Raw genomic sequence first — 14,738 nt, 5'->3', positions numbered from 1 at the left:
ACCTCGGAGAGGTCTCCCTCTGACAAAATAGGTGGAAAAACAGTGAAAAAGTCAAAAGGGGTTCGGAATGTAAACATCCCGAACCCCTTTTGTCGACAATCTGGAAGAGCCAAAATGGCTCTTCTTTACAATTTTACATTGTGTGTTGATATTGTTATAAAGACCAATAAGTTAATGTATCAAAAATTCCTAAGAGTACCATCAGAACCCCGGCTATCCTTTGTATCACCAATCCAAACTTTCTCCCTTTTTTCATTATCACTCCACTTCCACCGATGAACCAAATGATAAAAATAAAAATCAATAATGGAATTGCAGTTCCAATTGCAAATATTGGAGGCAGAATAAACCCATATGCACTAGACAATACGATAGGCATTAAAGTGACAAAGAAAAGTACAAACATTGTCGGACAGAATGCAAGTGAAAAACTAAATCCTAGCATAAAAGAACCAAATGAATTTTCACTCTTGTATTCATTTAATCCCTTTAATAGATTTAAAGTTCCTGTTAATTTGATAAAACCCATCATAAACAACCCAACTATAATCAATAATGGCCCCATTATCTTCCGAAGCCACGGAAAATATAAAGTAAGATTTTGTTCAAATTCCCTTCCGAGCAACCACACCAAAACACCTAATAAAGAAAATGCTACTATTTTTCCGAAAGTGAAAAAGATAACATCCTTCCAAGCGATTTTCTTTTGAATAGAACGGTTACCATAAAGTGTTACAGCACTAATATTTCCGGTTAACTGACAAGGTGCAAGAGCTCCAATTAGTCCTAGAATAAACGCAAACACTATTGGCCATGTTTCTAGGCTATAGGCTATAGTAGAAAACGGTCTACTAACAAACGAGCTAAATTGACTTAATATACTGTACATTTAATCACCTTAAATCAATATATATACCTGTTATTTGGTTGAAAGTTCGCTTTCTGTTACCCATTTATGATTTGTAACTTTTTCTCCTCCATCGACCGGAGTGTAATCAATCATATATACGGTTGTTTGTACTGCTGAATCAATTGTCCCAGTGGCACCCATCATACCTTCCATGTGGTCTGCTTCTAAGGTAACTTCCGTTCCAGGTTTTAATGATGCACTACCTGCATTCTTAATTTCTTCTTGAATCACCCATTTATGGTTTTTCACTTTTTCTCCACCTGTTGTCGGAGTATAAGAAACCACGTACGCTGTTGTATCATACGCTCCCACTATTGTTGCTTTAGCATCATTCATACCTTCCATATGGTCAGCATTGATAATAGCTTGACTTCCCACTTTATAGGTTGGATTCGCTTTTTCCTTTAAACCACTAGGAATCTCCCCTGAACTTGAGTGTTCCATATGATCCATATTCGTACTATTATGGTCCATTTTTTTATTTTCATCAGAACTCTTTTCATTACTACTGTTAGCACAGGCAGACAACAGTAACAGTAACAGTAAGACCAAAGTAACAAATCCTAACACCAATCTTTTACTTTTCATATTTACCTCCTAAAAATTTTATTTCAAAAGGTATTCTACAACAAAAATTTGCAGAAATTATGAATTTTTATAGCTCTTACATTTATCAATCTCTAAAATTTATATAAAACAATGAGCCACTTTTAAAATAAAGTGGCTCACAGAGTAATTTAAATTTGTTTAGACTGAGGTGATTATGCCCAAACCTCTTCAAGAATATCTCGGAATAGATCATCCAAAATTGGGGTCATATCCTCTTTAGATACTTTAAGGGTCTTCGTATATTCCTCAATCCGATTGATTTCTTTTTCTAAAAAGTCATTTATGGCATTAACCTTCGGCTCAAGGTTGAGTTCATCGCCGCTGATTTTCCTTTCAAGCAAGATAGAGATTTCCTGCTTTAACGGCCCCTCTTCAAGAAGATCTTCCACTAACATTTGAAATTCAATAGGCGGGACTGTATTGTATCTTTCTATCCATAAACAAGCTAATACCGGTCTTAGGACATAAAAGTACTTTTTAATTTTCACATGATCACCGCGGAGATAATCGCGAAAATTGCCTTTTGCCATATTTAAGTAATGATAAAGTGCGGATTGCGGTAAAAACACATGATTCTGAATTGCTTTTAATTGATCTACTAATGAAAAGGCTTGATAATAGACAATTCCCGAATGGAGCCACTCCATTAGCGGAGGATTCGATTTTCGAAAGAGTTTGAGCGCCTTTCGTAATTCCCATCCATTAATATCAAGGAGGTCATTAATTGGAAGTTCAATTACTTCTCGCTTTTGGTCAATACTCAGATACCAGTCCTTTTTGTGGACATAAATGAAACGAACATCGTAATCACTATCCTTGGATGGGAATCCCCATGCCCTGCTCCCAGATTCGACGGCTAGACAGATTTTCACTTCAAATTGCTCTTCAATTTTATTGATTTCAGCGAGTATTTTTTCTTTCAAGGTTATTCACTCCTTAATCCATGCCTTGACCACAGACTTTTACAATAATGGCGATATTCACGATGCAATAGTTGAACTATTTGGCCTCGTTTACCAGGAAATTCATGTCCTTCCAATGTAGATATGGGGACGATCTCTTGTATGGAATTAGTAACAAACATCTCATCGGCCTCCAGGCTGTGTGCCAAGGAATAAAGCCCCTCTTCTACACTCAGATTATGTTTCTTCGCTAACTCACTAACAAACTGGCGTGTAATCCCATTTAAAATACCAGTTTGTACGGAAGGGGTGTATACGATATTTCCTTTTACCCAAAAGATATTAGATACGATTCCTTCTGCTATGTACCCTTTCTCATTTAGGAAAATCCCTTCTGTATCTGCAGCATGTCCTATCTCTCTTTTTGCCAAGATATTATTCATAAAATGATGGGACTTCAGACGTTCACTTCCTTCTGGACTGTTTCGCTTCAGCTCCAATAAAACCGCTTTTTTTTCCGTTAAATCCCCTGCCTGAGGTAATAGTTTAGGAAAAAAAAGAATGTTTGGGTTAGTATACGGTTCTACTTGCAAGCCAATATCCCCTATCCCCGCCGAAACATTTAGCCGCAGGTATGCATTGTTCAAATGGTTTACCTTTAATAATTCTTGCAGGATGTGGTTGGTTTCATCACGCTGAAAACGATATTTGATGTTTAGAACCTCTAATCCTTGATTAAGACGCTCTAAATGGTCATCTAGCAGGAAAGGATGTCCTTCATAGACCCGGAACGTTTCAAATAACCCCATTCCATATAAAAAACCATGATCAAACGGGGAAAGCATCGCCTCTTCTTTTGATAAAAACTTTCCGTTTATATAGATCACCATAATTAATGACCCTTTTGCATTACGATATTTTTATAATGATGGACAAAGTTTCTCAAAAGCTCTTTTCCTGAGGTAGTCAAAATAGATTCGGGGTGAAACTGGACTCCTTCAATAGGTAACTCCTTATGACGAATTGCCATAATTTCTCCCTCTTTTGTCCATGCAGAAATCTCAAAGCATTCAGGCAATGTCTCTCGTTTGACGATTAGGGAATGGTATCGAGTAGCAGGAAAAGGGTTGGGCAATCCTTGAAAAATCGTCTTTCCGTCATGGTACATATCGGATGTTTTCCCGTGCATAAGTCTTTCCGCTCGAACAACATCTCCATTAAAAGCCTGGGCAATTGCTTGTTGGCCGAGGCACACACCAAATATCGGGATTTTCCCGGCGAATGCTTGAATCGCATCCAAGCTGATTCCCGCTTCATTTGGACTGCATGGCCCTGGAGACACCATTAAAAATCCAGGCTGTAGTTCTTTAATCTCCTCAATCGATGTTTGATTATTTCGCTTAACCACTAATTCTTCTCCCAATTCACCTAAATATTGCACTAAATTAAAGGTAAAAGAATCGTAATTATCTATCATGAATATCATTGTTTTTACTCCTCTGCCATTTCTTTCGCTTTCCATAATGCAGCTGCTTTTTTCATCGATTCTTTGTACTCATGCTTTGGATTAGAATCAATAACAATTCCGGCCCCCGCTTGCACATGTGCCATTCCATCTTTTATGAGCATCGTTCGGATAATAATGTTTAATTCTAAATCACCGCTAAAATTAATCCAGCCAAGAGAACCGGTATATATTCCCCTTTGAACGGGCTCAAGTTCCTCGATTATTTCCATTGTTCGAACTTTAGGTGCACCCGTTATCGTTCCACCTGGGAAAACTGCATCAATAATATCAAAGCTTGATTTTTCATCGGCCAATTTTCCTCTAACATTGGAGACAATATGCATGACATGGGAATATTTTTCAATGACCATAAATTCATTAACCTCAACTGATCCATACTTACATACCCTTCCAAGGTCATTGCGTTCTAAATCCACCAACATTACATGTTCCGCTCGTTCTTTTTCATTTTGAATTAATTCATTCGCCAGCTGGATGTCTTCTTCGTGGTCTTTCCCCCTTGATCGAGTACCAGCGATCGGGCGGGTACTTACTTCTTGTCCATCTTTTTTTACGAGAAGTTCTGGAGACCCACTTACAAGTTGGAAGTCTGGCGTATGCAAATAGGCCATATATGGAGAAGGATTTAAGGACCTTAATTGTTCATACACTTCAAGCGCTTCTACTTCTATCGGTTTTGATTGGCGGACAGCAAGATTCACCTGAAATACATCGCCTTGTCCAATATATTGCTGAATCTTGTTGACAGCCTGTCTAAACTGATCTTCGGTCATAGAAACCTCTAATTTGTTTGGTATATTTACATTATTCCTCTTTGCTTTAATGGTGGGTGACTCTTGTAACCATTGTTCTTCCCAAAAGGATATCTTTTCTTCCATCCCATCCTCATTTTCAGCTAAGAATAAAAGCCATAATAAATTTTCGTTGTGATCAAATACAAACCATTCTTTCACAATAAAAAAGTAGATTTCTGGCATTCCTAAATCATCTGATGCTAGTTCTGGAAGTACTTCAATGTAACGAGCGTAATCATAGCTTATGTATCCAATGGCACCTCCAAGAAAACTAGGAAAATCTTCTATCTTATCGACATGATATTGACTCATATATTGTTTCAATAAGTGCAGTGGATTTCCTTCCTGTTTCTCGACACTGCCTTCATGGTGAATCTCGAGCATATGGTTCTTCCCTTTAATAATGGCCTCAGGCTGAAATGCTGCAATACTGTAACGCCCGCCGCGGCCGCTTTCCAGTAGCACATGATGGGTGCTATTCTCAGCTAGTTCACGATATTGACTGAAAAACCTTGAATCAGTAAAAGGAATTTTCTTACTATATAAATGAAGTTTCTTCAACAAATTCACTCCTTAACATTTCTCTTTTTTCATCATACTTGAAAAGGGTGTCAGGCACCACTCCGATTTGTATGGAATGGTGCCTGACACCCTTTTTATATTTTTTAACCTGCCCGCTAATTTTTCGATGATGAATAAAGGAATTTATGAACTAGTTGTGGAAATGGGTAATAAATTGGTAAAAGTCAATTTTCCAAAGGGGGTTCAGTTATGAAAAAGGAAGCGATTCTAGTGGTTGAGGATGAAGAAAAGATTGCCAGGCTCCTAGAGATTGAGCTTGAGTACGAAGGATATAAGGTAACGAAGGTAATGGATGGTCTTGAAGCATTTGAAGCATACAAGAGTAGTAAATGGGACTTAATCTTACTTGATGTCATGCTTCCAGGCATAAGCGGTATTGAACTGCTTAGGCGGATTCGGTTAAATGATAAGAATACACCTGTTCTTTTACTAACGGCAAAAGGCTCTGTAGAGGATAAGGTATCTGGATTAGATTATGGCGCAAATGATTACATCACAAAACCCTTTCAAATCGAAGAAGTGTTAGCACGGGTCCGTGCCGCTCTAAGAGTAAAAGCAGTCGAACATGATCAACAACCTCAAGATGAAAATTTTATGACATTCGCTGACTTAAAAATCAATCAACAGACCCGTGAAGTTTTCAGAGGCGAGGAAGCAATTGATTTAACCCCAAGAGAGTTTGATTTGCTAGTCTATTTGATGACCCATAAAAGGCAAGTGTTAAATAGAGACCAGATTTTAGGAGCGGTGTGGGGCTATGACTTTTTTGGCGATACTAATGTAGTCGATGTCTATATTCGCTACGTCAGAAAAAAAATGGAACAGCCGAATAAACCATCCTTAATCCATACCGTGCGTGGAGTCGGCTATGTATTGAAGGAAGCAAAATGAAGCTGCGTAATAAGATAAATTTGTATACAGCTGTGTTATTTGCCGCACTCTTAATTGTTATGAACCTTTCAGTGTATTTCACCTTCAGCAAATTAATCCTTGACACCGAGTTACACACCGCAAAAAAAGAAATGGAAAAAAACGCAAATGACATAGGGAAATCTCTGGGCTCCATTCCTGAAGCTGAACTTTTACGTTCTTATGTACCCGTCAATGGAATGATTCAATTAGTCACAGCTGATAACAAGGCACGCTCTACTGTAACAAGCCCCACTGAGAAAAGTCTAATTGGTCGAAAGATTAGTTTTTCGGAGGGTGAAAATAGTAAATTTATTACTTTTCAAAAAAAGGTCTATACCTACGAATCAATGCCCATTATTCTTCTAGATGGTAGTGTGGCCAATCTCCAAATCACAAAAAGTATTAAGTCTGCCACCGATATCTTAGATATCCTGCGACTTGTCTTACTATTGGTAACCCTTCTAGCCTTAATTCCAGTGGCTGTGTCTAGCCTCATATTGAGTAAGTTAATTACCAAGCCTGTTACCTCAATGACCAAAACGATGAAAGAAATAAGACAAAGCGGACGCTTTAAGAGGCTAACTTTTGAGGGAAAATCAAAGGATGAACTTTTTCAAATGGGCGAAACCTTTAACCATATGATTGATTTGCTTGAAACAAATTACGAGAAACAAAAACAGTTTGTTTCGAATGCGTCCCATGAATTTAAAACCCCTTTAACAATTATTGAAAGCTATGCAAGTCTTTTAAAAAGAAGAGGCCTAAAGGAACCGGAGCTTTTTGCCGAATCGATTGAGGCGATTCATTCTGAAGCGGTTCGTATGAAAGATATGACGGAACAACTGTTATTACTCGCAAAGCATCACGAGCAATGGAATATCGAAAAAGCCCCAATAAATCTTGGTGGGTTATTGCAGCAAACCATTAAGGCATTCCAAAGTGCTTATAATCGAGAAATCGATTTTCAGCAAGAAAACAATTCTCAAATATTAGTTATTACTGATGAAAAAAAAATAAAGCAGCTACTGTTTATTTTTCTTGATAATGCTCGGAAATATAGTGACGAGCCGATTAGAGTAATTTTAGGAATCAAGCTAGACGTGGCATATATTAGCGTGGCTGACAACGGAATCGGCATCCATCCTGACGAACTGCCGAAGGTGTTTGATAGATTTTATCGTGTTGACAAAGCGCGAAATAGAAAAAAAGGCGGTTCTGGGCTTGGCTTATCATTAGCGAAGGAAATTGCTGATGCCATTGATATCAAGATTTCACTTGAAAGTGAAGAAGGAGTGGGCACCACGGCAACTCTTTTTTTAAAAAACACTAAAAATTAATCCATTTCTCAGCATTTTCTAATCTTCATATTAGAAAATAAAGGTACTTTATCGTGTTGAGGTGAAAGAATGAAGAAAAAAACATGGCTTTGGCTTCTCATAAGCTTTCTATTAATGATATCCGTTTTCTATATTAGTTGGCAGAAGTTAGGAATAAGCAATGCGTCAGCCGATATTTTATCAAAAGAGGATGCTCAAAATCTTGTTCTCGAACGTTATCAAGGAGAAATAAAACAAATAACACTGAGGAGCGGGCAATATCATATAGAGTTAGAGAAACAAGATATTCTTTATAGTATCAAGCTTGATGCATTAAGTGGAAATGTTTTATCGTTTACCAAAACGGGAACTACGTTACCTCCTGTTAATCAGCCACCCGTTACAACACTATCAGAGGAGGAAATCAAAAAAATCATCTTAAGTGCAGTGAATGGTACCATTACTTCTTTTGAAAAAACGGACAACGATGGTAAGACGATTTACAATGCGGTGGTTAAAGAAGGAAATAACCAAACTTCGCTCACAGTAGATGCAATCTCCGGCAAGATCCTTTCTTCGAACTCAACGACAATCAACGATACAAATAAGAAACTGACAGAGGCAGAGGCCAGGGAAATTGCCAAAAAGCAAGTCAATGGGTCTATTGATGAGATTTGGCTGGAGTCAGACGGGAAACAAACCTATTACCTTGTTGAAATAAAAACGAGGAATGAAAGAGAAGCAATTGTACAAATTCATGCGATTACTGGCAATGTGATGTCTGTTACCTGGGATGATCATAGTGATGATGATACTACGCAAAACGGTGATTCAAAGAAACCTGGCACAGATGATGACACAAATGATGATTCAAAGAAACCTAGCACAGATGTTGACACAAATGATGATTCAAAGAAACGAAGCACAGATGATGATAAAGATGATGATTCTAAACAGCGCGGCAAGGATGATAGTAAAGAAGATGATGACTAGGTAAGCACTGTTCCATCAATAATTCTCATTAATTTCTAATGTTTTTCCCCCTTTTGCTTTAATCTTCACTGGATATTCTATTAGTGTAGCAAACAAACACTAAGGAGGAATTATTAATGAAAAATAAATTTATTGTTGGTGCATTATCTGGATTATTAATCTTGGGTGGGGCCGTAGCAGTAGGGGCTTCAAAAAGCGATACTCGAGCTGAGGATTCTATCCATCAGGAAGATAAAAAGGTAAGTGGAAATGTTAATGGTAAGGAGCAAGGTCAAACAACTATTAAGGTAGAAGCTGATGATAGCAATAGTACAGCAGCAGCTAATGCTAATTTCATTACTATGGAAAAAGCAAAAGAGATTGCAATTAGTAAAGTAAATGGTACAGTAGTTGAAATTGAACAAGAATTAGAGCATGGTAGAATGGAATATAAAGTTGAGCTTAACACGAGCACGGGTGAAGCAGAAGTAAGGATCGATGCTGAAACTGGAAAAGTAGTCAGAGTTGAGCGCGATGATGACAAAGTCAGTGATGACGATACAAAATCCGATGACGGCGCTCATCAAAACAGACATAGCGGCGATGACGACAACAAAGCCGATGACGGCGCTCATCAAAACAGACACAGCGGTGATGATGACAACAAAGCCGATGACGGCGCTCATCAAAATAGACACAGCGGTGATGACGACAACAAAGCCGATGACGGCGCTCATCAAAACAGACACAGCGGTGATGACGACAACAAAGCCGATGACGGCGCTCATCAAAACAGACACAGCGGTGATGACGATAACAAAGCCGATGACGATACTAACTGAGATGATCACTTGTGAGTAATCCCCCAATAAAAGAACCAATCCTATTGGATTGGTTCCTTGTTTTTTGAATCATTAATAAAAATTAGATATTTGTTGATGACACTCTTTTATATGTAAACAGAAAGAAGCCCATCCATATATTGGATAGGCTTCTTTTTAAAGAATAGAATCCGTTAATCGATAACTTAAGAAATCTTTTTTAACTCTTCTGTTAATTTTAGGAATAATTCCTTATCCCCGTGTAGTAATGTGTGGTCGATTTCCTTGCGGATTTTCTCCCGTCTAAATTCTAGCAGGGCATTATTTAGAAACATTTCTGCAACAACAGCATCTGTATTCTCATCCGAATGTTGTGGTGAATTAAGTAATTTCTTTTCCATGGAAATCAACTCCTTACGTTTTTTCTAATTATACAGTTAGTTTTCTAAAAATTCAAATATTTTGTTCAAAAAAATATAAATAATTTTTCTACAAAAAGATTGGTGTCAGGCACCACATAACGACATTTGTCCGCATTTGACGGACAAATGAAAATTTTAGTGAATTTGGCTTTCAAAAAGGGTGTTTCTTTGGTTAAATTTGGTGATGAGTTTAAGCAGGATTCCATTAGCAACCAGTAAACCTACTCCAATTAAGAATAAGGTTAGTGGACTTAGGAAGAACAGACCACTAACTTGGCTGATAATAAGGCCGACGACAGGTAACACCATAATACCCCCAAATTGTTGTGCTTCCTGAAAAGATTTTACTCTGGCGGAAACTAGCACATTCAAAACAATATTAAAGATTACTAAGGCTGGGATCACCCAAAACATTAAAAGCAACCAGGTTGAATTTAAAAATAAAATTTCATTAAAAATTCGATAAGTAATTAGATTTACAATCACGGCATTAAGTAAAAAAGCCAAAAATGTTATGACTATAGTAGGGATGAAGGAAGCAATCACCTTGCCAAAAAACAATTCAGAAACTGTGATTGGAGCAAATAATAATGTTTCCAATGTATTTCTCTCCTTCTCCCCTGCAAAGCTGTTCGAAGAAGTAACCATAGAATTTATAATAGCAGTCATTAAAAAAAACGGGATAATCATAAAGTTTAAGAAAAAATAAACCGATTTGTATCCTAGTGTCGGAAGTGCAGCTAAGGTATTTCTTAGCTCCTCATTCGGAAAATTTTTGATGATGGCATTGATTGGTTTTTCTAAATCCTTAGAGGAATCCCCAATTAATTCTGTATTTAGACCAACATAAGCAAATATTGCTGGGAGTAAAATGCATAGAAGTAAAGGAAGGATGATCATTGGTACCCATATCTTTTTGGAAGAAAAAGTGTTTTTAATATCTTTCTGAGCGACGGCAGCAATAATGTTCTTATTCATGCTTTTCACCCCTTATTTTAAAATATAATGACTCTAAACTTCTATTAGTAATTTCACACGAATGAATCCATGTTTCACTCAGAATACTCTTGAGTAGACCTGGAATTTCATTTTTTGAGGGAAGTTGAAACTCAATATTATGCCGATCTTTTCTAATGTAAGCAAAGCCCTTATATGTCTTGGAGTCGATTGGCAAGAGACCAGTTTCAACCAATAGGGTAACCTCTGTTAAATATCGATCCTCTAATTCGCCTCTAGTTCCCTCCTCAACGATTTGTCCACCCTTTAAAAATAAGAATGAATCACATATAGTCTCTAGTTGATGCAGGACATGTGAACAAATGACGATCGTGACCTTTTCTTGCTTATTTACTTTTTTCAGGTAATGAATCACATCGTTTATCCCTTCAGGATCCAAACCATTTGTGGGTTCATCCAGGAATAAAAGAGCTGGTTTATGGAGCAACGCCTTTGCAAGGGTAATTCTTTTTTTCATCCCTGTTGAAAACGTGCCCACCAATTGGTCCTTCTTCTCAATCATTTCAAATTGCTCAAGCAGATGAGTGATACGCTTTGGGTCATATGCATTATAGATTTTAGAAAAAAAGACCAGATTGTCCCAAGCACTCATGTCATGGTACAAAGCAGCACTCTCTGTTACAATCCCCGCCCTCTTTCTGATTTCATCACCCTGTGTTTGAGGATCATACCCCATTACCTTCATCTTACCGCTCGTAGCATTAATGACTCCATTTAACAAACGAATCATCGTTGTCTTCCCAGCCCCATTTGGTCCAAGCAGACCAATAATACTACCTTCCTTAATCGAAAAAGAAACACCCTTTAAAATATCACGCCCATTAAAATCCTTATTCACATCGAACGCTTCAATAATTGCCAACCTACATTCCCCCTAATTTTGGTGTCAGGCACCATCAAAAGACACTCTCTCAGTTTTTCCACGACGGACGGATAACTCACCAAAAATAACCATTTTTATTAAATTTTATCAGATTGTTATGGGTGGTTTGTACTGTTATTTCGAAATTTATATAAATTGCTGATATTAATGGGTTTTTATTTTGGCATTATTTTTTGTGTATGTACCGATATTTAGGGAACATTATACTCATCTATTTTATTAACGGAGTAGGTGAGAGATCTTGATGGAACAAACCGTCTTGGCAGGTTATCAACCGGTAAATAACATTAATGTTTATTACGAGTTCTATCCTAATCACACATCTGAAAAAACGTTTGTTTTATTACATGGCTTCCTTTCTTCCACCTTCACATTTCGCCATTTAATTTCTTTATTGAAAAAAGAGTACCAGGTTCTATCGATTGATCTTCCCCCATTTGGGAAAAGTGCTAAATGTAACCGCTATGTATATTCCTACAAAAATTTAGCCCAAACAGTAATCCAGCTTACGGAATCATTAGGGCTTAAAAAAATGACATTTATTGGCCATTCTATGGGTGGACAAATTGTTTTAAATATCCTCCATATGATGCCAGAACTCGCGGACAAAGCTATTCTTCTCTGCAGTTCAGCTTATCTCAAACGCTCAAAATTGCCTTTGATTCTTACAAGTTACCTACCCTATTTCCATCTTTTCGTAAAATATTGGTTTGCTCGGACAGGGGTAAAGAAGAATCTTCAGGACGCACTTTATAATCACGCCATCATTAATGATGAAATGATTAACGGTTACTTACAACCGTTTTTAACGGATGAAATTTTTGTGGCTCTTACAAGGATGATTCGTGATCGTGAAGGAGACCTGCCAGCCCAAATTCTTAATCAAATAAAAACACCTTGTTTATTACTATGGGGGGATCATGATAAATCAATGCCACTTAATATTGGTGAGAAGTTAAATAAGGATTTAACCAACTCAGAGCTCATTGTTTTAAAAGATTCTGGACATGCCCTCCCTGAAGAACGTCCTAGGGAAGTTTTTGATTATATCAAAGATTTTATTGATAAATACCAAACGGCAGTTGAAGCTTAGCTGCCGTTTGGTACTGGATTTGGTCTACGAAGAAACAAAAAATGAACGGTGCCTGACACCGTTCATTCACTCCTTATTTAAACCAGCCTTTTTCTTTGGATTGAGTAATTGCCTCGATACGGTTTTTTACTTCAAGTTTGTCGAGGATAATTGAGATGTAGTTTCTGACGGTTCCTGTCTTGATACTAAGCTCTTCTGCGATTTCCTTTGTATTTTTACCATCCGCAACGAGCTCTAATACCTCTTTTTCCCTGTCTGTTAATGGGTTTTCCTCGCCATACACATCATCCATAAGTTCTGGTGCATAAATTCGTCTTCCTGACATAACACTACGGATAGAACTTGCCAACTCTTCACTCGGACTGTCTTTTAACAAATACCCGTTTACTCCTGCCTTCAACGCTCGTTGAAAATAACCTGTTCTAGCAAAAGTTGTTAGTATGATTACTTTACAGCCCAGCCCCTTTAGTTCTTCTGCTGCCTCTAGACCGCTCTTACCAGGCATTTCGATATCCATAATACAAACATCAGGCTGAAATTTTTTTACGAGTGCCACGGCTTCTTCACCATTTGATGCCTTTCCGACCACCTCCATGTCTTCTTCCAAATTAAGAAGTGAACCAAAGGCACCTAATAGCATTTGCTGGTCTTCAGCAATCACGATTTTAATCATTTTTCTCCTCCTTTTCCATCCCTGGTTTAACATCTTTTGGTACTCTTATGATTAATGTGGTTCCTTCTTTTGTCAAAACTTCCAGACTCCCATTAATAAATTCCAAGCGCTCTTTCATACCAATCAGTCCATGGCCTTCTTTCAACTTTTCTTGCTCTTCCTTAAAATCACCATCATCACGAATTGTCAGGACCAATTCCTGCATTGACTGAATAATAGTTATGAAGCAAGATTTCGCACCACTGTGTTTGACAACATTATTTACTGCTTCTTTCATACACATGCTTAGAATGTTTTCTGTTAACAACGTAACTTTTGCTGGAGTAAAATCTCCTTCTTTGATCAAATTAATTTCGGCAGCATGAAGGATTTGTTCCACACGGACAATTTCGTCCCTCAAGCGGATCCCTCGCATGGATGATACCATCTTACGTACCTCACTTAATGCGGTTCGGGCCGTTTGCTGCACATCCTTCATTTCATTACGTGCTTGGTCAGGATCTTTAGAAATTAACTTTCTGGCTAAATCCGTTTTCAACCCAATAAGTGAAAGCTTTTGTCCGAGGGTATCATGAAGGTCCCGGGCGATCCGCTGCCTTTCCTCTATTTTAACTAACTCTGAAATCCGTTTGTTTGCATCCAGTAACTTTTCTTCTAACTGACCTCGTTCTTTCCTGTTATGGATGCTAAACGGGAGGAGGATGACACTAATCCAAATGATAATGACAAAGGGCAATTGCTGCAGAAATAATTTTTCTTGCATGACAATACTGAAGTTAATAGACACAGAAGTACTAAACAAATGAATAAAATACAACGTTAAAAAAGCGATTCTTTCTTTGATATTGCCGATAAAATAAGCGAGAAAAAAAGCAAAGTAAACATAACTGAAAAGACTTGTGGCAGTGATCGATATACCAATCAGGATCAACGTCCATAGATAGACGGGCCAGCCTTTAGATAAAAACGCAATTCGGTAAAGAATAAAGAATAATAATGTGAGTAGTATCCCCACTATTATTTCAATGGTTGAGGGGGATTGAAAAATAAAGTAAAACGGTAAAATGCCAAGAACCGTCCAAATATATGGAGCAATTCCATTATTTTTTTGAAATGTAAGATACTTTTTTATCATAAGGGAACCTCATTTTCACTTAACATCTTTCATCCTTTTATCATAACTCAAAATTGTCAAGTTGAACTCCAATACAGCACCATTTTAGTTAAAAATTTTCTCTATTCATACACAACAATATACTTCTTTTGAGACAAGTAACTCAGATATATGTACTTTACACCCATAT

The 14,738-nt window shown here is 37.5% G+C and carries 16 protein-coding genes; 5 read left to right on the top strand and 11 right to left on the bottom strand.

Annotated features, from left to right (window positions below; genetic code table 11):
* Window positions 1-154 precede the first annotated feature (154 nt).
* The 6 genes from FS608_RS18925 to pabB form a co-directional block, all read right to left on the bottom strand.
* Complete coding sequence (locus FS608_RS18925) at window positions 155-889, bottom strand: urease accessory protein UreH domain-containing protein (RefSeq protein WP_144553902.1); 735 nt, start codon at window positions 887-889, stop codon at window positions 155-157.
* A 30-nt stretch (window positions 890-919) separates the two neighbouring features.
* On the bottom strand, window positions 920-1,498 hold the full coding sequence (locus tag FS608_RS18920) for a YdhK family protein (protein ID WP_144553900.1): 579 nt from the start codon (window positions 1,496-1,498) through the stop codon (window positions 920-922).
* Between the two features lie 173 nt (window positions 1,499-1,671).
* Window positions 1,672-2,442, bottom strand: coding sequence for a nucleotidyltransferase domain-containing protein (locus tag FS608_RS18915; RefSeq protein WP_144553898.1), 771 nt, complete (start codon window positions 2,440-2,442; stop codon window positions 1,672-1,674).
* A gap of 2 nt (window positions 2,443-2,444) precedes the next feature.
* Complete coding sequence (gene pabC, locus FS608_RS18910; RefSeq protein ID WP_144553896.1) at window positions 2,445-3,311, bottom strand: aminodeoxychorismate lyase; 867 nt, start codon at window positions 3,309-3,311, stop codon at window positions 2,445-2,447.
* Window positions 3,312-3,313: 2 nt separating this feature from the next.
* Window positions 3,314-3,907: an aminodeoxychorismate/anthranilate synthase component II gene (gene pabA, locus FS608_RS18905; protein WP_144553894.1), complete on the bottom strand. Its 594-nt coding sequence runs from the start codon at window positions 3,905-3,907 to the stop codon at window positions 3,314-3,316.
* Between the two features lie 5 nt (window positions 3,908-3,912).
* Window positions 3,913-5,304, bottom strand: coding sequence for an aminodeoxychorismate synthase, component I (gene pabB, locus FS608_RS18900; protein ID WP_144553892.1), 1,392 nt, complete (start codon window positions 5,302-5,304; stop codon window positions 3,913-3,915).
* A 210-nt stretch (window positions 5,305-5,514) separates the two neighbouring features.
* Here pabB and FS608_RS18895 point away from each other — a divergent pair, with 210 nt between their 5' ends.
* The 4 genes from FS608_RS18895 (at window position 5,515) to FS608_RS18880 (ending at window position 9,367) form a co-directional block, all read left to right on the top strand.
* Window positions 5,515-6,216 (top strand): response regulator transcription factor, encoded by a 702-nt coding sequence (locus FS608_RS18895; protein WP_144553890.1) that lies wholly within the window; start codon window positions 5,515-5,517, stop codon window positions 6,214-6,216.
* Window positions 6,213-7,574, top strand: a complete 1,362-nt coding sequence (locus FS608_RS18890; RefSeq protein WP_144553888.1) for a HAMP domain-containing sensor histidine kinase — start codon at window positions 6,213-6,215, stop codon at window positions 7,572-7,574. The genes FS608_RS18895 and FS608_RS18890 overlap by 4 nt, the downstream gene beginning before the upstream one ends.
* A gap of 69 nt (window positions 7,575-7,643) precedes the next feature.
* Window positions 7,644-8,546 carry a PepSY domain-containing protein gene (locus FS608_RS18885; protein WP_144553886.1) on the top strand — a complete coding sequence of 301 codons (903 nt, stop codon included), beginning with the start codon at window positions 7,644-7,646 and terminating at the stop codon, window positions 8,544-8,546.
* Window positions 8,547-8,662: 116 nt separating this feature from the next.
* Window positions 8,663-9,367, top strand: a complete 705-nt coding sequence (locus FS608_RS18880; RefSeq protein ID WP_144553884.1) for a PepSY domain-containing protein — start codon at window positions 8,663-8,665, stop codon at window positions 9,365-9,367.
* 185 nt (window positions 9,368-9,552) lie between these two features.
* On the opposite strand, the gene FS608_RS18875 is transcribed toward FS608_RS18880, so the two are convergent.
* From FS608_RS18875 to FS608_RS18865, 3 genes are all read right to left on the bottom strand, one after another.
* Entirely contained in the window at window positions 9,553-9,747 is a 195-nt protein-coding gene (locus FS608_RS18875; protein WP_026566206.1) for an IDEAL domain-containing protein, read from the bottom strand.
* Window positions 9,748-9,903: 156 nt separating this feature from the next.
* Complete coding sequence (locus FS608_RS18870) at window positions 9,904-10,746, bottom strand: ABC transporter permease subunit (RefSeq protein WP_144553882.1); 843 nt, start codon at window positions 10,744-10,746, stop codon at window positions 9,904-9,906.
* Window positions 10,739-11,647, bottom strand: coding sequence for an ABC transporter ATP-binding protein (locus tag FS608_RS18865; protein WP_144553879.1), 909 nt, complete (start codon window positions 11,645-11,647; stop codon window positions 10,739-10,741). The genes FS608_RS18870 and FS608_RS18865 overlap by 8 nt, the downstream gene beginning before the upstream one ends.
* A 265-nt stretch (window positions 11,648-11,912) precedes the next feature.
* On the opposite strand from FS608_RS18865, the gene FS608_RS18860 reads away from it, so the two are divergent.
* Window positions 11,913-12,761, top strand: coding sequence for an alpha/beta fold hydrolase (locus tag FS608_RS18860; protein ID WP_144553877.1), 849 nt, complete (start codon window positions 11,913-11,915; stop codon window positions 12,759-12,761).
* A 73-nt stretch (window positions 12,762-12,834) separates the two neighbouring features.
* Here the strand turns inward: FS608_RS18860 and FS608_RS18855 are convergent, their stop codons facing one another.
* Window positions 12,835-13,434 (bottom strand): response regulator transcription factor, encoded by a 600-nt coding sequence (locus tag FS608_RS18855; RefSeq protein WP_144553875.1) that lies wholly within the window; start codon window positions 13,432-13,434, stop codon window positions 12,835-12,837.
* Window positions 13,427-14,569, bottom strand: coding sequence for a sensor histidine kinase (locus tag FS608_RS18850; protein ID WP_144553873.1), 1,143 nt, complete (start codon window positions 14,567-14,569; stop codon window positions 13,427-13,429). The genes FS608_RS18855 and FS608_RS18850 overlap by 8 nt, the downstream gene beginning before the upstream one ends.
* Window positions 14,570-14,738: the final 169 nt, after the last annotated feature.

This window comes from Bacillus sp. X1(2014), from assembly GCF_007678255.1.
This window is presented reverse-complemented; position numbering and strand designations above follow the sequence as displayed.